The organism is Gemmata obscuriglobus (genome assembly GCF_008065095.1).
GTDB lineage: Bacteria > Planctomycetota > Planctomycetia > Gemmatales > Gemmataceae > Gemmata > Gemmata obscuriglobus.
In genome coordinates this window covers 4,948,660-4,969,172 of sequence record NZ_CP042911.1, presented here as the reverse complement: position 1 = coordinate 4,969,172, position 20,513 = coordinate 4,948,660, and the positions used below count along the sequence as shown (strand labels likewise).

Here is a 20,513-nt window from a genome sequence, read left to right as displayed (position 1 = left end):
GCGATGAATGCCGATCTGTCCGCAGCGACGTTCAACCAAGCCCAGTACGACGACTTCTTGGCGAAGTCCGGCGATGTGTACGCGCAGAGCAAGTACCGCGTGCTGCTCCGCTGGATGAGCGGGCGCGGGCGGCTGCGAGTGCTCAACGCCGGGTGCGGGAGCGGCGAGCTGTCGTGCCTGCTGGCCGCCGCGGGGCACCAGGTGGTCGGGATCGACCCCGATCCCACCTACATCGCCCTCGCCCGCGATCGCGCCGGCTCCAACTTCCCGGACAGCGAGTACCACGTCTGTTCGATCGAGAACTACACCGGGCCGGGGGACTTCGACGCCGCCGTATCGACGGACGTCCTCGAGCACATTGAGGACGACCGGTCTGCGTTCGCTAAGATGGCCGCGCTCGTGCGCCCGGGCGGGTTGGTGCTCGTGGCGGTGCCGGCCGGGCAGTGGCTGTTCGGGTTCCACGACGAGCAACTCGGCCACTACCGCCGGTACAGCAAGCGCAGCCTGCGGGCCCTCGTCTCGGACCACTGTGACGTCACAAAAGTGCGGTACTTCGGTGGCACTCTGATCCCGGTGTGTCTGGCGTTCAGCCGGTGGCTGCGGCGCCCGTACCCGGTGGGTCAGGTGGGTGGCAAGCCGGGGGTGGTGTCGCGCGTGCTGAACGGGCTGCTCGCGGCGGAGCGGCGCGTCCCCTTGCCGCTCGGCACGAGCGTGTTGCTGTGTGGCGAGCGGCCGGTGGCGGCACGCCAGGTAGCTTCTTCCGAGTCTCGGAGGGTTGCGTGAACTATTTTGTTACCGGCGGGGCCGGGTTTATCGGCAGCAACTTGGTGGACCGGCTGCTCGCGGCCGGCCACCACGTCACCGCGTTCGACAACTTCAGCACCGGACAGCGGCCGTTCCTGGCGGACGCGCTCAAGAGCGACCGCTTCGCGCTCGTGGAAGGCGATCTGCTCGACAAACCGGTGCTGACCCGCGCCGTCGCCGGACACGACTTCGTGTTCCACCTGGCGGCCAACGCGGACGTCCGGTTCGGCACCAACCACCCCGACCGCGATCTGCAACAGAACACCATCGCGACGTTCAACGTGCTCGAAGCGATGCGCCTGAACGGCGTGAAACGCATCGGCTTTTCGTCCACCGGGTCGGTGTACGGCGAAGCCAACGTGTTCCCCACCCCCGAGGACGCGCCGTTCCCGATCCAGACCAGCCTGTACGCGGCCAGCAAGGTCGCGGGCGAAGGGCTCCTCTCCGCTTACGCGACCGGGTTCGGGTTTCAGGCGTTCATCTTCCGCTTCGTGTCGATCCTGGGCGAGCGGTATACACACGGTCACGTGTTCGACTTCTACGCCAAACTGCTCGCCAACCCGAACCAGATCGAGGTGCTCGGGAACGGGAAGCAGCGCAAGAGCTACCTGTACGTTCAGGACTGCGTCGACGCCATTTTCACAGTGGTTGAGAAGGCGACCGAGCCGGTCAACGTGGTGAACTTGGGCGCGGACGAGTACTGCCAGGTCGACGACTCGCTCGGTTGGATCTGCGACCGGTTGGGACTGCGGCCCCAGGTGAACCACACCGGTGGCGCACGCGGCTGGATCGGCGACAGCCCGTTTATCTTCCTCGATACCGCCAAACTGAAATCGTTCGGCTGGCGCCAGAAGCTGGGCATCCGCGAGGCGGTCGGCCGCACGCTCGATTACCTGCGGGCGAACCCGTGGGTGCTGGAGTCGCGCAAAGCTGCTTAGCCGGACGCGGCCGCTCCGCCATACCGAAACGAACTGAACACGATCGCAGATGCGGGCCAGCGGTCCGCGCTTCCGGAAGGCAACCATGCGCGTCACCGTGTACGGCTTGTGGCACCTCGGCAGTGTGACGGCCGCTTGCCTCGCAGAGGGCGGGCACGAGGTCGTCGGCCTCGATCCTGATCCGGCAACCGTTACGGGACTCAAAGCGGACCGGCCGCCGGTGGACGAACCGGGGCTTGCGGCCCTCGTCGCCGAGCAACGAGCCGCCGGCCGGCTCCGTTTCACGACCGATGCCGCCGACGCCGTGCCCGAAGCGGAGGTCGTGTGGGTGTGCTTCGACACCCCGGTGGACGCGAACGACAATGCAGACGTGCAGTGGGTCCGCGACCGACTCGACGACATCGCCCCGCACCTCCGGGCCGGGGTGCGGGTGCTGATCTCGTCGCAGGTTCCTGTGGGGTTCGGAGCGAAGCTCGCTGCGGATTGGGCGCACCGCGGCGTCCATGTCGCGTGCTCGCCGGAGAACCTGCGCCTCGGGCAAGCACTCGACTGCTTCCGGAAGCCCGATCGCGTCGTGATCGGGTGCGAAGACGCGGACCGCACCGCGTTCACCACGCTGCTGAAGCCGTTCGGCGGCGACCGGGTGTGGATGTCGGTGGCGTCAGCCGAGATGACCAAACACGCGGTCAACGCCTTTCTGGCCACCTCGGTCGCGTTCATCAACGAACTGGCCCGCATCTGCGAGGTGGTCGGCGCCGACGCTAAGGAGGTCGAGCGCGGGCTGAAGTCCGAGCAGCGGATCGGGCCGAAAGCGTACCTTTCCCCCGGTGCGGCCTTCGCAGGCGGGACGCTGGCCCGGGACATCGGGTTTCTGCTCGAACTGGCGCAACAGCACGACCGCCCGGCGCACCTGTTTAACGGAGTGCGGGCGAGCAACGAGTGCCAGAAGAACTGGCTCCGCGATCAGCTCTCGGGCGTTCCTGCCGGCGCAACCGTGGCCGTTCTGGGGTTGACCTACAAGCCCGGAACGGACACGCTCCGGCGCTCCGGTTCTGTGGAACTGTGCCAGTGGCTGCTCTCACGGGGAGTTAAGGTGCAGGCGCATGACCCCGCCGTGAAAAAGCCCGCCGAGGAACTCGCGGGCGTTGAACTGGCTTCGACTGCGGAGGACGCGCTTCGCGGCGCCGACATCGGCGTGTTGGCGACGCCGTGGCCGGCGTACCGGGCCCTAACCGCGGCGCAGGTGCGCGCTGCAATGAAAAAGCCCAAGGTCATCGACCCGACACACTTCCTCGCCGCGGGTCTCGCTAATGACCCGGGGGTGAGCTACGTTGCTGCGGGCCGCGCGGCGTAACTGGATCGTGTACCTTGTGTTTCTGCCGAGTGCGGCGCAGGAGCCGGCCAATGGCATGTACTATTGCGTCAGCGCGTGTGTCGGACTTTTTGCGTTTGCTGAGGCCGATCGTTCCGCGGTGATGGTGCGCGGAGATGCTCACCGTGGCAACTCCCGTTGACGGCACCAACCGAACAGTTGCTAGTCTCTTTTTAAGTTCATTGTAGCGGTATTGATTCCGTATCCGCAGTGCCGGATGTACCGTCGGCACTCGTCGGGTGTGAACGCATCCACCGCTTTTCCCAAGAAGTCCCATAGGCCGTCGATGGTTCGCTTCCCGGCGGCTCGGAGCAACCCCTTGAGTTTGGAGAACGCCAACTCGATGGGGTTCAGGTCGGGGCTGTACGGCGGTAGGAGCAGCACCTGGCCGCCCGCGGCCTCGATCGCCTGCTTGGCCGCGACCCGCTTGTGGCAGATCAGGTTGTCCATCACCACCACATCACCGGGCCGGAGCGTGGGCACCAAGATCGGCTTCACGTAGGCCACGAACAGGTCCCCGGTCATGGCCCCATCGATCACCATCGGGGCCGTCAGCCCATCGGCCCGTAGGGCCGCCACAAACGTCGTCGTTTTCCAGTGCCCGTGCGGAACCGGGCACACCAGCCGCTCCCCTCTGGGGCTCCGGCCATAACGCCGGGTCATGTTCGTGCGGGCCCACGTCTCGTCGATGAACACCACCTTGTCCGGGTCCAATGCCGGTTGGGTCGCCTTCCAATCGGCCCGCTTCTGCTTCACGTCCGGGCGCTCCTGCTCGGACGCCCGCTGGACTTTTTTTTCACCGTCAGGCCGAGCTTGGCGACGGCTCGCCACAGGGTCCCGAGGGCGACCGCAACGCCCAACTTCACCTTGAGCTCTTCGAGGGTCATGTCGGGCGTTGCAGCGATGACCTCGCGGATCCGCTCGGCCTGGGTGTCGAGTTGGGGCACCCGGTTGTTGCGGCACGACCCGGGCTCGATGCGCCCGTCCTCCCGACGCCGCTGCTTGAGACGGCGTACCCACGACGCGCTCACCTTGTACCTCTCCGCGACGGCCGTGGTTCCCATCCCCGCATCACAGTCCTCAAGCACCCGCTTCCGCAAGTCCATCGACAGCGCGTTCATGGCATCCCCCGGTCGGATACACCCCCTATAATCGATTCCAAACTTCAGCGCTACGCTGAACTTAAAAAGAGACTAGAATCGGCTCTCCACGCCGGGTGGTGGGTGCCGTGGCCATCAGCAACGTGCCGGGCAACGTCCGCGCGCCTGCGAATACGAGCCGGTTGGCCGCGCCGGCGGGGCCAACCGGCTCACGTGATTGACTGTGTTGTAGGCCGCCACACCTAGCACCGATTCCTTTCCCACCATCGCCGCCCCTTGGCCCGTAAGTCGTTCCATGCCAGGGTTTCCTTGATGTTCCAGATGTCCGTTTCGGCATCCTGCCGGCGCCGGTACAGGGTTGCCAATTCGGTTCCTGGGTCAAGCGCGGTGGCGAATCGCTTTAGGGTCAACCCCGGGCTCATCGGCATCTTGTCGAACAACTCTCGAACTTCGGCACTCGGTGGCAACTGCGAGGAGCGCCGCCCCACGCGGGTGAACACACAACGCACCGGGACCGCTCCCAATAGCGCGGCGGTCACGTGGTCTGCGACGGTGCGCGCCAGATCCGGTTCGAATCGGGTTCGGGCCTTGCTGTAGGCCCCGGGTGCTCGCAAACGTTTCGATGCCGGTCTTCGGGTGCCGCCTGTTGATACCGCGCCGATGAAGTCGTGAGAGGCGGCACGTATGTGGCGTTCGCCCGGAGTTGTTGAAAAACGCAGTCTGTAAACCAGCCGCCACGTCTCAAAGAACTCGCGCCCTACGAGTACGGCGCCGACGCAACAGGCCGCCCACGGCGGGCGTTTGGGAGCGGCCCGGGCCGCTCCCAAACGCCCGCCGTGGGCGGTCGGACTCACGGCCGCACGGCCCCGCGCTCGGTTTGAAGGCCGGCGCGATTCGCTTTCGCGCGGGGGCTGTTGTAGGGTTACGGGTTCTTGCCTCACGCACGGAGAGCCGTACCGGTAACCCCGTCGCGCCCACCCTGTCCGAGGTCCGCCGAATGATGCCGTTCCGCACCAGCCGCGGGCGCCCGCTGCCGCTCGGTCCGACGCTCACCCCCGACGGTGCGAACTTCGCCCTGCTGTGTCGGCACGGGCAGCGGGTGACGCTGGTGATCCTCCCGGCCGAGGGCGGCAGCACGCCGCTGGCGGAGCTGCCATTGGACGCCCGCCTGAACCGCACCGGGGATCACTGGCACATCCGCGTCCACGACCTGCCGGAGGCGTTCTGCTACGGGTGGAAGGTGGACGGCCCGCGCGGCCCGCGGACCCGGTTCGACCCGAACCGGCTCCTGCTCGACCCGGCCTGCGCGATGCTGTCCGAGGGCGCCGTGTGGGCCGGGACGTGCGAAACGGACCCGCAGCGCACCTCGCGCCGGAGCCTGTTCCGCCGCGGCACGCGGTACAACTGGGAGGAGGACGTGCCGCCGCTGATCGAGTACGAGGACTCGATCATCTACGAGGTCCACGTGCGCGGGTTCACGTGCCACCCGTCGAGCGGGGTGCAGTTCCCGGGCACGTTCAAGGGCCTGGTGGAGAAGATCCCGTACCTGAAGTGGCTCGGGGTCACCGCGGTCGAGCTCATGCCCGTGTTCGAGTGGGACGAGTGCGACTGCCCGTTCTTCAACCCCGACACCGGCGAGAAGTTGGTCAACTTCTGGGGCTACAACCCGGTCGCGCTGGCCGCCCCGAAGGCCGCGTTCGCGGCCACCGCGAACCGCTTCGGCCAGACGCACGAGTTCCGCGACATGGTGAAGGCCATGCACGCGGCCGGCATTGAGGTGATCCTGGACGTGGTGTTCAACCACACCGGCGAGGGCAACGACCAGGGCCGCACCTACTCGTTCCGCGGGCTCGACAACGAGCTGTACTACCTGCTCGACCCCCAGGGCCGCTACCTGAACTACTCGGGGTGCGGCAACACGGTGAACTGCAACCACCCGGTGGTGCGCGACCTCATCATGACGTGCCTGCGGTACTGGGCCGCGGACATGCACGTGGACGGGTTCCGCTTCGACCTGGCCTCCATCCTGGGGCGCGACCGTAGCGGGAACGTGATGGTGGAGCCGCCGGTTATCGAGAGCATAACGGAGGACGGCGTGCTCGCGGACACCAAGCTGATCGCCGAGCCGTGGGACGCCGGCGGGCTGTACCAGGTGGGGCGGTTCCCGTTTGGGCGCCGGTGGAGCGAGTGGAACGGCAAGTACCGGGACGACGTGCGCCGGTTCTGGAAAGGCGACCACGGGCTGGCGCCGGCGATGGCCGAGCGCGTGTGCGGGAGCGCGGACCTGTACCAGTGGAGCGGGCGGCTGCCGCGGCACTCGGTGAACTTCGTCACCGCCCACGACGGGTTCACGCTGAACGACCTCGTGAGTTACAACGAGAAGCACAACCACGCGAACGGCGAGGGGAACCGCGACGGCGAGAGCCACAACAGCTCGTGGAACTGCGGCGCCGAGGGGCCGACCGACGACCCCGAGGTCCTCGCGCTGCGCCGGCGCCAGGCGAAGAACATGATGACGACCCTGATGCTGAGCCAGGGGGTGCCGATGCTGCTCGCGGGCGACGAGTTCCTGCGCACCCAGCAGGGCAACAACAACGCGTGGTGCCAGGACAACGAGATTTCCTGGGTCGACTGGACCCTGGCGGAGGGCAACAAGGACTTCCTGCGGTTCGTGCGCGAGCTGATCCACCTGCGCAAGCGGCACCCCGTGTTGCGGCGGCGGCGGTTCTTCGTGGGCGAGCTCATGCGCGGCGAGTCCCCGGGCCTCGCGAGCGCGGCGGCGGAGGTGTTCCCGCCGGGCGGCCCGGTGCGTCCGGGCGACGCCGGCTTGTCCCCGGGCGCGGTGGGTGAGTTCGCACGTGCCACCCGTACCCCGGGGGCCGGCGGTACGCCGCTCCTGGCGGACATCCACTGGCACGGTACCGAGCCGTATCAGCCGGACTGGGGCGGCACGGCGCGCACGCTCGCGTTCGCGCTCGACGGCCGGTTCACGGGCCGCGAACACGACCGCGATTACCACATCGACAACGACTTCTACGTCGCGCTGAACGCCTGGAGCGAGCCGCTCGCGTTCCGGATCCCCCCGGCCCCAACGCGGCGGCGCTGGCGCCGCCTGGTCGACACCGCAATGCCCGGTCCCGAGGACATCGTTGAAACGGAAAACGGGCCGCCGGTCGCCGACGGGATCACGTACACGTTGGTGCCGTTCAGTGCGCTGGTGCTGATTTCGGAGGGATGAGGGCCGCCGTCTTCTTGCCCGCTTTCTTGCCTCGCACCCCTGCGGCGGTTATCACAACGCCAACCCGTTCACCCAGGAGTTTTGACGATGTCCAGCCCCGAGAAGCGCGTCCAGGAACTGCACCTCACGCTCCCCCCGGCGCCGAAGCCGGTCGCGGTGTACAAGCCCGCGGTGAAGGTCGGGAGCCTGCTGTACGTGAGCGGGCACGGGCCGCTGAAGGAGGACAAAACGCTCATCCTCGGTCGGGTCGGCGACAAGCTCACGCTGGAACAGGGTAAAGAGGCGGCCCGCCAAACCGGGCTCGCGATCCTGTCCACCCTCAAGGACCACCTCGGCTCACTCGACAAGGTGAAACGGCTCGTCAAGGCGTTCGGGATGGTGAACTGCACCGACGACTTCGTCGATCAGCCGAAGGTGATCAACGGGTTCTCGGAGCTGATGAAAGACGTGTTCGGTGAGGACGCCGGCGTCGGCGCCCGCAGCGCGGTCGGCCACAACTCGCTGCCCGGCGGCATGGCAGTCGAGATCGAGTGCATCTTCGAGATCGAAGGCTGATCCAGATCAACTGATCCGACTCCGATTTTCTGAACGGGCCGGAACTCGTTCTCGGTCCGTTCCAGCGCAAGCCCGAGTGATGAGGATCGCGTTCGAGCGTTGCGTGTGCGGCGGGACTGCTCGCGATTGCGGATATGGTACTCGCCGGCTCCGACCTGAGGGTTTGGTGAGCAGCCAGACATCCGCTCACCTCAGGAAGGTCAGAAGTCGGCGTCGAGGACGATGCGGTACCGGGCCTTGCCCTCGTGCAACCGCTCGAACGCCGTGTTGATCTGACTCATGGGGAAGTGCTCGGTGGTCGGTAGAACTTGGTGCCGGGCCGCGAACGCCAGCATGTCCTCGATCGCCACCGGGGAGCCAGTCGGCGAGGCGGAAATACACCCCTGCTTCATGATGAGCGGGAACACGGTCACCGGGATCGGCTCCAGCACCGCCCCGACCACGTGCATGCGCCCGTTCGGGGCCAGGGTGCCGAGCATCGCGTCCCAGTCGAGCGCCACGTTGGTGGTGACGATCAACAGGTCCAGCGCCCCGGCCAACTGGCGCACGGCGTCCGAGTCCCGGGTGGCGACCACCCGGTGCGCCCCGAACCCGCGGGCCTCCTCGAACTTGCGCTCGCTGGAGGTGAACGCGGTCACCTCGCACCCGTATGCGGCCGCGAACTTGACCCCCATGTGCCCGAGCCCGCCGATGCCCACGATCCCGACCCGGCTCATCGGCCGGGCGTGCATCATGATCGGGTTGAACACGGTGATCCCGCCGCACAGCAGCGGCCCGGCGTCGGCGGCCGGCAGCGCGTCCGGGATCGGCACCGCCCACGCCCAGTGGGACCGGACCCGGCTGGCGAACCCGCCCCGGTGCCCGACGATGGTGGGCTGGGCCTGGTCGCACAGGTGCTGATCGCCCGACTTGCACGGGCGGCAGTGCATGCAACTCCCGGCGGTCCACCCGATCCCGACCCGCTGCCCCACCTTCAGCCCCTTGGCCCCGGTCCCCACCTCCACCACCCGGCCCACCGCCTCGTGCCCGAGCACCGCCGGGTACTGTGCGATGCCCCAGTCGTTGTTCAGCACGGACAGGTCCGAGTGGCACAGCCCGCAGTGCTCGACCTGAACCTCCACCTCGTCCGACCCGAGCGGCCCAAGGTCCACGTCCTGTTTCGTCAACTTCTGCCCGGCCGCCGGAGCCACCCACGCCTGAATTACCGACATCTTCTTCCCCCTGAGCGGTACGGTTCTGTGGCGAACGGAGCCCACGCTCTCGCATTCTGCGGGAGCGGTACGCTTCGGACAAGTGCTCACTTTTATGGTCAGACGGCTAGGCACGAGATGACGCGGGCTTGAGGCACGCGGTGCCGCACGGCACCCATGCGCGCCGTCGGGCGCAAGGACGGTTAGGCCATGGGGTCGTGTTACGCGCGGGTTTCGCCACTGTCGCCGCACTTGGGTATCAGGGAGTTCGATTGACGGCCCGGGCGGGTGCGGGTATCCCACGCCACATCCACAACGAGCTGTGATTATGGGCGTTCCGGGGCCTTTAGCGGGGAGCGGTCGGATGCGCCACGTTCGCGCGGCCGCGGTTGCGGTCCTTGGTGCGGCCGGGTGCCTTCACTCCTCGGCGACGGACCCGGGGGGGGCGTATGCCGCCCGAGTTACCGCCCCGCAAGTGATTCCGAAGGAGTACGACCCGGTCGTTCCGCCCGCCGGTTCGGTGCCGGCGCCGCACGAGACGGGCGCAGAGACCTCCGCGCCCCTTGACCAACCTCTGACCCTCGAGCAAGCCGAAGATCTAGCACTGCGTCACAGCCCCCGCATCGCGGAGGCGCGGTGGGCGGCTACGGCCCGTCAGGCCGGCGAGCGGTCCGCGCAGGCCGCCTTTCTGCCGACGGTCGGCACGAGCTACGCGTTCCAGGGCTACTCCAGCCACACCGGGTTCGTCGGGGTCCCGGACGGGGGCCGGTTCCCGGTGCTGCCGGTCCGCGGGTTCGGGCCGGGGAACCAGGACTTCGAGGTGCTCGATTTGCGGGTTCAGTGGACTGTGTTCCAGTTCGGCAAGCGGCTGGCCGCCCGCGATCAGGCGCACCTGCGGGCGGAGATCGCCCAGTGGCAGTGGGAGCGGACCCGTCAGTCGGTGGCGTTCGATGTCGCGGTCAACTACGCCCGCGTGCTCCAGGCGCGGGCGGCGCAGGTGGTGGCCGAGCGGGCCGTCGTTAGGGCCGAGGCTTCCCTCAAGGACGTGCGGAACCTGGCCCAAAACGGGGTGCTCACGAACGAGGACGTGCTCCGGGCCGAGGTGTTCTTGGCCGAGGTCCGGCAAGGGTTGGTCACGGCCACCAGCGAGTCCCAGATCGCCGTCGCCGGGCTGAACCGGGTCATGGGCGTCAACGTCAGCTCCCCGACGCGGGTGGTCGAGCGCAGCGCCGAATTGGACGATTATTCAGTGCGGCTCGAAGACTGTCTGGCTCAGGCGGTGGCCGGCCGGCCTGAATTCTCGGTTGTCCGGCTGGGTGTGGCCGCCGCCGGCCGCGGGACGGATGTCGTGCGGGCCGACTTTCTACCGACGATCGCCGTGAGCGGGGGCGGCGCGCTCGTTGAGGGGAGCCGGGTGCAGAATTCGCAAGTCGCGGACGCCGGCATCGCGCTGAAGTGGGATTTGTACACGGGCGGGCGCCGCCGGGCCGAACTCGACGGCGCGCAGGCCGAGGTTGAAGTTGCGCTCGCACAAGGGCAGCAGGTGTGCGACACGATCGCGTTCGAGACGCACGTTGCCTACCGAAACATTGAGGACGCCGTCGGCCGCTTGAAACTGTCGCGGTCGGCCGTTGGTCAGGCGATCGAGACTCTTCGTCTGGTGCGCAACCGCTACAACCGCGGGGACGCCAAACCGACGGACGTGGTGGACGCCGAGACCGCACTCATCCGCGCCGAGCAGAACCTGAACGCCGCCCGGTACGACCTGCTCGTCGCTCTCGCGCGGATGAAGTTCGCGACCGGCGGTGCGCCCCAACCCACGGCACCATCAAAACCGTCCGGGGACGTGCCCGCCCCGCGGCCGGTCGAGAAGAAGTAGCGCCCGGGTTAAAGCGGGCACCGGTCCGGACAGGTGTGTTACGTCCAACGACGAGTTGTCGGCCCGGCACGCGCGGAGCGTGAGCGGGCGCGACTATTCCTCATCGTACTGCGGAGGGGACGGGCCGACCCGCTTGATGACGCGCGGGTAGGTGACCGTCGGGATCGCTTGCTCGATCCGCCGAATCTGGATCTGGTGGAACCACTCGTCCCCGAAGTCGAACAGGTAACCGAAGACCTTGTCTTCGGTCAGTCCGAGGGCGTCCAGCGTGGTCGTGCGCGCGTCGCCGTACCCCTTTCGGCTCTCGCCCGCGTCGGGGATGCCGTAGTTGGGGCCTTTCGGGTCGAACGGCCGTTTCCCGAACTGGAACTCGTAGAGGTGCTCCTCGAACCGGTCGAACGCCGCGAAGATGGAGCGGTGCAACTGCTCGAGCGTTTGGTCGCCGCGGATCTCGATGGTGCGACTGATCTCCTTACCTGTGTACTTTTCGCTCACCGGCCCGCCAGCCAGGAACACCTCGAAGACGTAAAGAGTTCCCGGCGGCGCGGGCGGGGCTGCTGGTACGCGGTCAGTCCGGGCCGCAGGGGGTGCGGACCGTTTCCCCGCGGCGCGCTGATTCCACGACGGAATTTCGGCTTCCGGGATCATGATCTGGAGCGCGCGGGCGTGCCCCGGGTGGCGCAGGATCAACCCTTTCTTTTCCAGCGTCTTGATCATCTGGTGCGCAGACGGCGCCGAAACGCACATCGCGGCGGCGATCTCGGATTCGGCGGGCGGGAAGCCGTGCAGGCTGATGTACGCGTGGATGAACGCCAGATAGCGGCCCTGCGTCGGAGTGAAGTCTGCCATTGCCCCGCATCTCCCCTTCCGGAACTTTTTGGCGCAGGGCCTCGAACGCACCGAGCTCGCACAACCGTCAGCGTAACCGGGTGCGGAAGCCGTGTCAGCTTGGACCCGTGACACTTCCTCGTTTTGTTTGCAGGTCGGTGATCGCGCACGCGGACGATACGTTTCGCGTGACCGCCCGAGAACAGACCGCCCGCCCCGACCGCTTGATTATTAGACCCGTGTCAGCCCCGCCGCGGCCCGGGTGCTTCCGGTGGGAGCCGGCGCAAGAAGCAGGCCAGCACGAAGGTCGCCACGCTGATGACCGTCAGCCAGCCGAAGGCCGTCTGGTCGGCGTAAACGGCGGCGGTGGACCGGACGTACCGGGCGAGCACCTGGGCCGCCTGGAGGTCGGCCGCGCCCGGGGTGCTCCCGTGCGTGCGGGTGATCCAGTCGGTGAGCCCGGCCGACACGTCGCCGACCGGCACCCGGTTCACCTGAATCGTTTGCCGGAGCGTGTCGAAGTACGCGTCGCCGGCCCGCTCGCTGGCGATCGCGATCAGCCCGCCGCAGATCGCCCCGGGCAGCACCAGCCCGAGGTTCTTGATGCTCGCCGAACTCGCAATCTCCTCCGGGCGCAGATTGTCCTGGGCGATGCAGATGACCGGGGAGGCGACGAGCCCCACGGCCGCCGCCCACACCGCCGCCACCAAGCCCACCCATTCCTTGCTGGTGAACAAGTCGATTCGGGTCAGTTGCCAGGTGGCGAGGGTCATACCGACCAGCCCGACGAGCAGCCGCCGCTTGCGGTTGTCGCGCGTGCCGAAGTGGGCCGTGAAGACCAGCGTGCCGGTCATCGCTGCCACCGCCGGCAGCAGGACCGCGCCGGTCGCCACCCGCTGGTAGTCGCGGGTGACGGCCATGTACCGCGTGAGGATGCCGAGTACGGCGAAGAACTGGCCGTCGATCAGCGCTTTGATGACCACGCCCATTGCGAAGTGGTGCCGGGAGAACAGCCGCAGGTCGAGCAGCGGTCGGGGGGCGGTGAACTGCTGCCGCACGAACGCCGCTAACAGGGCGAGCCCGAGCGCGGCCACCACCAGGGTTTCGTTCGCCCGCTGCCAGCCCCACAACTGGAACCGGTACAGCCCGATGACCAGGCACACCACCCAGGCGACCAGCAGGGCCAGCCCTGTGAAGTCGAACGCCCCCGGCGGTTCGACTGCCGGCGCGTCCGGCGGCAGCGCCCGCCAGGCTACGAGCAGACCGATCGCGCCGGCCGCAGCGGTGGCGTAAAAGACGCTCCGCCAGTCGTCGTGGGTGACGAGCCAGGTGCTGATGCTCGGCCCGGCGATGCGGCCGAAGTAGACCCCGAACGCGAACACCGCGATCCCGAGGTCGCGGTGCGCGGGGAACTCGCGCCACAGCAGCGCGAGTACCGTCGTCGCCACCAGCCCGTTCCCGCAACTCTGCACGCACCGGGCCACGGCCAGCGGGTCGGTGCCGGGCGCCAGGGAGGCCGCGGCGCTCCCGGCCGTGTACAGCATCAGCCCGAGCAGGTAGCAGCGCCGCAGCCCGATGTGACCGGCCAGCCACCCCACGCCGGCGATACCGATCACGCCGCCCACCAGTGTCGCGCCGGTGACCCACTGGAACCGGTAGCGGTCGGACGCCAGTTCGCTGACGACGAAGATGCGGGGCAGTTCGGTGAGGGTGGCGGTGATCCCGGCCAGGAGCATGGCCGGGACGATGGCCAGCACCACACCGACGTGCCCCAGGAAGTCGCGCTCGGGCGAGCGGGGTGGGGTCACGGCCCGCCCCCCGTTCCCGCCGTCGGCAACGGTCCTTGCCCGCGTTCGCCCCGCGCCCGCAGCCGTTCGGCCTGTGTTGCCGCCCACTCCCGGTCGCCCGCTCCGTGGTCGATGACTACGGATACGGACAGCCCCGGTCGGAGGTCGCCCCAGCGTTCGTCCCGGTCGGGGAGGATGCGGACCGGCACCCGTTGCGGCACCTTGGTGAATTCCCCGGAGCTAACGTCCCGGGGCACGAGCGCGAAGTTGGCCCCGGTCGCCTGTCCGACCCAGACCACCCGGCCGGCGAGCGGCTGCCGGAAGGCGTCCAGCTTCAGCACCGCCGCGTTGCCCGGCGACACGCCGGCCAGCCGGTCTTCTTCCAGGTAAGCGGTGACGTACACGAGGTCCGGGTCGTAGAGGCTGAGCACCGGCGAGCCGAGCGGGGCGTGGTCGCCGGGGTTGCGGTACCGCTTCACAACGATCCCGTCGAACGGGGCGACGACGCGGCAGTACTCGAGCTGCGTCCGCACCGACGCTTCGTTGCGCTTGGCCTGGTCCACCTCGCGCTCCAGCACCTTCACCTTGAGCCCGGCTTCCTCCACGGTCAGCCGGCCCAGCTCTGTGAGCCGCAGCTCTTCGGCCGCCTTGTCCCGGCGGCTGCTCGCAACCGCCACCGCCTGTTCGGCGATCGCCACCTTGCGGCGGTTCGAGGTGGCGCGGTCGAGTTTGGCTTCGGCCGTTTGCACGTCGGCGTCGGCGGCCGCGCGGGCTTTGACCGCGTCCTCCCATTTCACCTTCGGGACCGACGCCTCCTTGAACAGCCGCTCGTACCGGGTCGCGTCCTCGTCCGCCTTGACCAGCGACGCCTTGGCGGACGCGACCGCCGCCTCGGCCTCCCGAACGGCCTTGTCCACATCAACCCGGACCACTTCTAGCTCCGTCTTCGCCTGGGACACCCCGGCCTCGGCGAATGCTAGGTCGGCCTTGGCTGCCGCGACGCGGCGCGGGTGCTCTTTCTCCAACCGCTCCCACGTCGACCGCTCGAGCGTCAGTTCGCCCTCCGCTTTAGCGCGTTTGGCGGCCGCCAGATCGACCGCCCGCCGGTGCGGTTCGGGGTCGATTTCGGCGAGCAGTTGGCCGGCCTTCACCGCGTCCCGCTCCTCGACCAGAACCCGCGTGATGAGGCCCGGGGTCTGTGCCCCGAGGTGCGTGAGGTGGGACTCGACGAAGGCGTCGTCGGTGAGAGAGTGGGTCAGACGGTAGTGAACGTAGGGCACCACCCCGAGCGCAGCGACCAGCGCCGCCGCGACCACGAGGGCGGCTGTCCACGTTACCCGCGGGCGCGTCGCCGGCGGGGCGGCGCTGGTGGCTCCGGCCGCGGGAGGATCAGGTGACGCAGGAGGGACCGGCGGGGACATGTTCGTATCCAGTCGTGACACAAAATGGATACACGACGACGCGCCGCGCATTACACGCGCCTCGACTCAGCCGACGCTGGCGGTGGTCGTGTTGAGACGTTCCACGGAACCGGCCTTGGCATTTCAAGCCTCGGATGTCCGGGCCGGGGAAGGCCTCTTCATTCCAGGTTGAAGTCGAGCCGTGGCCGGTTCCTCGGGCGGTACCGGTCTTGCGACCCGGTACAGGCGGGCCACACCGCTTCGCCGGGTTTCATTGTGGTGCGCCTGGCGAGCGGCTGCGAGGCGGTACGATGTCCCCAATGTGTCGGCCCAAGGTCCGTCAGCGTCGTATTGCAAAGTCCGACACCCGGGCGCGGACCTCACACCACCGTCACCGCCACTTCGGATCCGAACGCGGCCGCCCACCGGGCTATCAGCTCGAATCGGGTCCGTGCCCCTTCCACCCGCCGCGGCACCAGCGTCGCGCGAACGCCGTTCGCGTCGCGTGCCCGGTGCGCCAGTTCGAGCCCGCTCCCGCCGAGTTTAGTCTCCTGCTCCGACAGCACGCTCACCAGCGCCGCGAGTCGCGCCTCGGGGGCGCGCACGCTCAGCGCCGGGAGCGGCCCCTCGATCGCAAACTCTTGCTCCGGCCGCTGCCCGACGCCGACCGGCCACGCACGCTGCTCGTCGGTCAGGTAGCGGCCCACGTCGACCTCAACGATCTCAAAATCCTCGTCGGGGCGCTGGCCCTCGGCCGGTTCGCCGGTCATGCGGTGTCCTCCAGACGAATTTCGTCGCACCCGGCGTTGTTCCCGCACCGGATGCGGAACTCGTAAATGCCCGGTTCGGGAAACGGCACAAGGGCCAACCGGTACCCGCGGTTCAGCACAAAAAAGCGGCCGCGGGTCATGTGGATCGGCGGCAGATCGAACGCCACAACCGGGTCTTCCGTTTCGAGCCGCTGGCGGACCAATTCGAACCGCACCGGGTGGGTGCCTTGACCGTCCGCGTACTGGACGAACAGCCACAACTCCTGCTCCGCGTACGGGAACGCCCCGCCCACCGGCGGGCGGATCGTCGTTTCGATCCCGCGCGCCGTGTACGGGAGCCCCAGCGGCCCGCTCGCGGCCTCGACCTTTCGGCACACCGTCACCCGACGGACCAAGGGGGCGACGCTCATTCGCGGTCCTCTCGGGTTGTTACTTAACTCTACCAGCGCCGCCGGAGGCGCGGAAGTCACAGCACCCGCCGGACGGTCAGTGCGGCGCTGGGGCGCCAGGTGAAGAGCATCAGGTCCGCCGGGTGCCCGGGTTCGAGTTTCGTCACCGGCAGGCCCAGCAACTCGCGCGGCCGGGCCGAGGCGAGGTCGAGCACGGCTTTTAACCCGAGGTCCGGCATGACATCAAGCAGGTGCGACACGCAGGTGTCGGTGAAGTGCCCGCTGCCGGCGAGGAACGGCGTCCCGGCGACCACGATCTTCCCGGAGGGGAGCACCTCCAGTTCGGTCCCCCACTCGGAGTAAGTTCCCGGCGGCAGCCCGGCCAGGCTCCCCGCGTCGCACGTTAGCAGCAGCCGGGCCGTTCCCTTCGCGCGGACGATGCACTTGATGAGGGTGGCGGGCAGGTGGTGGCCGTCGGTGATGATGCTGGCCCGCAGCTCGTCGCACGCGAGCTGCTCCCAGAGATAGTTGTCGTGCCGCGGGAGCGTGGCGTGGCACCCGTTGCCCAGGTGGGTGCTGGTGCGCGCGCCGGCCGCCACTGCGTCACGGATCTGCTGCCCGGTGGCGGCGGTGTGGCCGATCGCAACGACCACACCGGCCGCGGTCAGCTCCTCAATGAAGGGCAGCGCGCCTGAGCGCTCCGGGGCGAGCGTCACCATACGGATGCGCCCGCCGGCGGCGTCCTGGAGCCGCCGGAACTCCTCCCGATCTGGGTCGCGGGTGTGCTGCCGGGGGTGCGCGCCGCGGGGGCCGTCGTCCGCGGACAGGTACGGCCCTTCCAGATGGAAGCACGGCACCCGCCGCGCCAGTTCGGGGTCCGAGTCGAGCGCCCGGGCGAGCGTCGCGAACCCGTGACGCAGCGCCCCGGAGCTGTTGGTCACGAGGGTGGCGGCGAACGCGCCGATCCCGTGCGCCAAGCACACGTCGGTGACGGTACGCACCCCGTCGGGGGTCAGGGCCGTGGCGTTAAAGCTGATGCCGAGGCAGCCGTTGATTTGCGGGTCGAATAGCGCCGGGGCGATCCACTCTTCGGCCTCCCGGTCCGAGGCGGTCACGGCGGCGATGCGCCCCCCCTCGATCGTGACCGCGACGGGCTGAGCGGTGGCATAGTGGCGTGCGTGAAGGATCATTTGGGTGCCGGTGGTGTGGGCCGGGCTGGTTAACGGGTGCCGGTACACGTCACCACACATTCTGGCCATACGGCCGTGCTTTGGTCAGCCCCCGCGCGATCCCGATCGGCGGGCGCGGGAGCGGGGCGAGAGCCCTTTCGCTCGTGCAGGCGTTTTCGGTATGGCGGTGGTGAGCGGGTAAGCTATACTCCCCCTGCTCGCCATCGCTCGTCCAGGGGCGCCCCGGTATCCGCCGCGGCACGACGACCGACCCTCCAATAGACCGACCGCGCGCGCATGACCGCGTACGATCAGGCTGAACTCGCCCAGGCCCTCCTCTCTGAGATCGGGGACGCCCTGTTCTTCCTCGACCCGGACACGGACCGGCTGCTCGAGGTGAACCCCGTTGCGCTGCGCCTGACCGGGTTCTCCCGGGCCGAGGTGCTCGAGCTGCCCGCCACCCACTTGTTCCGGTTCGAGTCCAGCGGCGGCGCCCAGCGGCTCAAGGGCGCGTTCAGCAAGACCATGGTGTTCCACGGGCAGGACGGGTTCCTGCTCCGCACGAAGGACGACAACTGGCTCCCGGTCAGCCTCACCGTGTCGCGGCTGCACCTGCCGCCGAAGCCGTTGGGCCTGATCATCGCCCGCGACGACCGCGACCGCCGGGCCGCGCTGGCCCAGGCGCGGCGCGTCGAGGCGGAGCTGCGCACCGTACTCGGCAGCGCGCCGGGGGCGCTCTGGAGCGCCGAACGGACCCCGGGGCCGGACGTGTTCTCGGGCTGGCAGTTCCGGTACGTCTCGCCCCAGATGGCGGACATCGCGGGCCGGCCGGGCGAGCCCTACGAGCACCCGTTCAAGTGGGCCGAGGCCGTTCACCCGGCCGAACGCGAGGGCTACCGCGCGGCCGTGCGGCGCCTGCTCGCCGCCGGCGAGGACCTTGAACAGTTGTACCGGGTCCAGCAGCCGGGCGGCGCGGTGCGGTGGGTCCAGGACCGGCTCCGCCTGGTCCGCGACGGGGGCGGTCGGCCGCTCCGCCTCGACGGATGCCTGACCGACGTGACCGCCCGCCGGGACGCCGAGGAGGCGGTGCGCCAGAGCGAGCAGCGGTTCCGCGCCCTGGTCGAGAAGAGCCGCGACGGAATTCTGCTGCTCGACGAGCGGGCCGTGATCCGGTACGCCACGCCGGCCGCCAAGTTCGTCCTCGGGTTCGCCCCGGAGGACGTCGTCGGGGTGGATCTCCTGTCCCTGATCCACCCCGACGACGTTCCCGGCGCCGCCCGGCGCCTGGGGGCCAGCATCGGCCGCCCGGGGGAGGACGTTCCGGCCACGCTCCGCATGCTCGGCGCGCGGGGCGGCACCCGGCTCGTCGAGATGAACGCGGTGAACCGGCTCGACGACCCGAGCGTGTGCGCGGTGGTCGTGAACTACCGGGACGTGACCGAGCGCGACGCGGCCGTGCGCGAGGTGGCCAAACAGCACACGCTGCTCGAGGGGCTGTTCGCGTCGGTGCCGGACGTGGTGTGCTACCAGGATCGCGACGGCCGGCTCCTGGGGTGCAACCCGGCGTTCGAGGCGTTCGCCGGGCGCCCCGCGTCCGCGCTCGCCGGCACGCGGTGCGAGGACGCGTTCGCGGGGGAGTGGGTCCCCCGGATCGTCGCGGCGCAGCAGGTGGTGCTGGCCACGGGGCGCACCGAGCGGAGCAAGGAGTGGGTGACGTACCCGACCGGCCGCAAGGCGCTCCTCGACTTCGCCATCGCCCCGCTGCGTGACGACTCGGGGGCCCCGGTCGGTCTGATCGTGTTGGGCCGTGACGTGACCGAGCAGAACCGGCTCGAAGAGGAGCTGCGGCAGTCGCACAAGTTGGAGGCGGTGGGGCGGCTCGCGGGCGGCATCGCCCACGACTTCAACAACCTGCTCACGGTGGTGCTCGGGAACCTGGAACTGATCCGGTGCGGGGCCGCGACCGGAGCCGACGCCGAGGAGCTGCTCGCGAGTACTGAACGCGCCGCCAAGCAGGCGGCCGAGCTGACCAAGCAGATGCTGGGGTTCGCCCGCCGGCAGCCGCTCCGCACCGCGTCGGTCGACCTGAACCAACTGGTCCGGGACTCGCTCGTGCTGCTCCGCCGCACCATCGACGCGCGGATCGTGGTGCGGTTCGAGCCGGCGCCGCACCTGCGCCCCGTGGCCGCGGACCCGGTTCAGCTCCAGCAGGTGCTGATGAACCTGTGCCTGAACGCGCGCGACGCGATGCCCGAAGGCGGCACCCTGACCGTCGAGACCGCGGACGCTGACCCGCCGGACGGCCCCGAGGGCAAGCGGTTCGTGCGGCTGAGCGTGTCGGACACCGGTGTCGGGATGACGGACGAGGTGCGGGAGAAGATCTTCGACCCGTTCTTCACCACCAAGGGCGTGGGGCAGGGGACCGGTCTGGGGCTGGCCGTGGTGTACGGCGTGGCCACCGCGCACGGCGGGTCGGTCGAGGTGGCGTCCGCCCCGGGGGCGGGGAGCCGGTTCGATGTGTATCTGCCCCGCGGGGCCGTGTCCGACGACGATCGGAGCCCGACCCGGGCTGAGGGGGCGAACGAGTTCCCGCGCGGCCGCGGCGAAACGATACTAGTCGCCGATGACGAGACCGGGGTGCGCGACCTCGCGAAGGTCGCGCTGGAGATGTCCGGGTACACGGTGCTGGTCGCGGCCGACGGGGCCGAGGCGCTCGACGTGTTCCACCGGGCCGGGGGGCGGGTGCGGCTCGCGGTGCTCGACGCCAGCATGCCAAAACTGTCGGGGCGTCAGGTGTTCGAGGCGCTGCGCCGGGTCGACCCGGAGCTGAAGGTGCTGTTCGCGAGCGGTTACCACGGCGGCGGGCTGCTCCCGGCCGACGACCTGCCCGGAACCCGCCGCCTGAACAAGCCCTATGTGCCGACCCAATTGGCCGCCGCCGTTCGCGAGATGCTCGCGGAGTGAAGACGAAGAGATTGGCCGCAAAAAAGCACAAAGGGCACAAAAGGAAACCGAAGAGGAAGGCAGAAGAGTGGTTCTAAAACACTGCTTTTGTCTTCCTCTTCGGTTTTCTTTTGTGCCCTTTGTGCTTTTT

15 protein-coding genes are annotated in these 20,513 nt (G+C 68.9%); 7 read left to right on the top strand and 8 right to left on the bottom strand.

The features are described 5' to 3' along the window. Positions 1-3 precede the first annotated feature (3 nt). The 3 genes from GobsT_RS20505 to GobsT_RS20495 all read left to right on the top strand — a co-directional run bounded on the left by GobsT_RS20505 (position 4) and on the right by GobsT_RS20495 (position 3,096). On the top strand, positions 4-783 hold the full coding sequence (locus tag GobsT_RS20505; RefSeq protein WP_010042021.1) for a class I SAM-dependent methyltransferase: 780 nt from the start codon (positions 4-6) through the stop codon (positions 781-783). Beyond that, on the top strand, positions 780-1,742 hold the full coding sequence (locus GobsT_RS20500) for an NAD-dependent epimerase/dehydratase family protein (protein ID WP_010042018.1): 963 nt from the start codon (positions 780-782) through the stop codon (positions 1,740-1,742). The genes GobsT_RS20505 and GobsT_RS20500 overlap by 4 nt, the downstream gene beginning before the upstream one ends. Before the next feature lie 85 nt (positions 1,743-1,827). Further along, the gene (locus tag GobsT_RS20495; protein ID WP_010042014.1) at positions 1,828-3,096 is read left to right on the top strand and encodes a UDP-glucose dehydrogenase family protein; all 1,269 of its coding nucleotides are present in this window, start codon (positions 1,828-1,830) and stop codon (positions 3,094-3,096) included. Positions 3,097-3,276: 180 nt separating this feature from the next. Here GobsT_RS20495 and GobsT_RS20490 read toward each other — a convergent pair. Continuing rightward, positions 3,277-4,235, bottom strand: a protein-coding gene (locus tag GobsT_RS20490; RefSeq protein WP_197905135.1) for an IS630 family transposase whose coding sequence is annotated in 2 segments (ribosomal slippage) — positions 3,277-3,896 and positions 3,896-4,235 — 960 coding nt in all. Because the reading frame shifts where the segments join, the coding sequence is not laid out codon by codon here. 976 nt (positions 4,236-5,211) lie between these two features. Between GobsT_RS20490 and glgX the strand changes: the two genes are divergently transcribed. Together glgX and GobsT_RS20480 are read left to right on the top strand one after the other, a co-directional pair. Beyond that, positions 5,212-7,452: a glycogen debranching protein GlgX gene (glgX, locus tag GobsT_RS20485; protein ID WP_010046729.1), complete on the top strand. Its 2,241-nt coding sequence runs from the start codon at positions 5,212-5,214 to the stop codon at positions 7,450-7,452. Positions 7,453-7,539: 87 nt separating this feature from the next. After that, complete coding sequence (locus GobsT_RS20480; RefSeq protein WP_010046726.1) at positions 7,540-8,007, top strand: RidA family protein; 468 nt, start codon at positions 7,540-7,542, stop codon at positions 8,005-8,007. A 200-nt stretch (positions 8,008-8,207) separates the two neighbouring features. Here the strand turns inward: GobsT_RS20480 and ahr are convergent, their stop codons facing one another. Continuing rightward, positions 8,208-9,218, bottom strand: coding sequence for an NADPH-dependent aldehyde reductase Ahr (gene ahr, locus GobsT_RS20475; protein ID WP_010046724.1), 1,011 nt, complete (start codon positions 9,216-9,218; stop codon positions 8,208-8,210). 343 nt (positions 9,219-9,561) lie between these two features. On the opposite strand from ahr, the gene GobsT_RS20470 reads away from it, so the two are divergent. Then, positions 9,562-11,076 carry a TolC family protein gene (locus tag GobsT_RS20470; RefSeq protein WP_010046723.1) on the top strand — a complete coding sequence of 505 codons (1,515 nt, stop codon included), beginning with the start codon at positions 9,562-9,564 and terminating at the stop codon, positions 11,074-11,076. A 93-nt stretch (positions 11,077-11,169) separates the two neighbouring features. On the opposite strand, the gene GobsT_RS37945 is transcribed toward GobsT_RS20470, so the two are convergent. The 6 genes from GobsT_RS37945 to GobsT_RS20440 form a co-directional block, all read right to left on the bottom strand. Continuing rightward, on the bottom strand, positions 11,170-11,925 hold the full coding sequence (locus GobsT_RS37945) for an IS1096 element passenger TnpR family protein (RefSeq protein WP_010046722.1): 756 nt from the start codon (positions 11,923-11,925) through the stop codon (positions 11,170-11,172). Positions 11,926-12,146: 221 nt separating this feature from the next. Further along, a complete protein-coding gene (locus GobsT_RS20460; RefSeq protein ID WP_029601168.1) occupies positions 12,147-13,712 on the bottom strand; it encodes an MFS transporter in 1,566 nt (521 codons plus the stop codon). After that, positions 13,709-15,112 (bottom strand): HlyD family secretion protein, encoded by a 1,404-nt coding sequence (locus tag GobsT_RS20455; RefSeq protein WP_162097390.1) that lies wholly within the window; start codon positions 15,110-15,112, stop codon positions 13,709-13,711. The genes GobsT_RS20460 and GobsT_RS20455 overlap by 4 nt, the downstream gene beginning before the upstream one ends. Before the next feature lie 359 nt (positions 15,113-15,471). Then, entirely contained in the window at positions 15,472-15,861 is a 390-nt protein-coding gene (locus GobsT_RS20450) for a hypothetical protein (protein WP_010046719.1), read from the bottom strand. Continuing rightward, a complete protein-coding gene (locus tag GobsT_RS20445; protein ID WP_010046717.1) occupies positions 15,858-16,271 on the bottom strand; it encodes a hypothetical protein in 414 nt (137 codons plus the stop codon). Before GobsT_RS20445 ends, GobsT_RS20450 begins: the two co-directional genes overlap by 4 nt. A gap of 56 nt (positions 16,272-16,327) precedes the next feature. After that, on the bottom strand, positions 16,328-17,509 hold the full coding sequence (locus GobsT_RS20440) for an N-acetylglucosamine-6-phosphate deacetylase (RefSeq protein WP_232068399.1): 1,182 nt from the start codon (positions 17,507-17,509) through the stop codon (positions 16,328-16,330). Between the two features lie 207 nt (positions 17,510-17,716). Between GobsT_RS20440 and GobsT_RS20435 the strand changes: the two genes are divergently transcribed. Beyond that, complete coding sequence (locus GobsT_RS20435; protein WP_109570966.1) at positions 17,717-20,383, top strand: hybrid sensor histidine kinase/response regulator; 2,667 nt, start codon at positions 17,717-17,719, stop codon at positions 20,381-20,383. Positions 20,384-20,513: the final 130 nt, after the last annotated feature.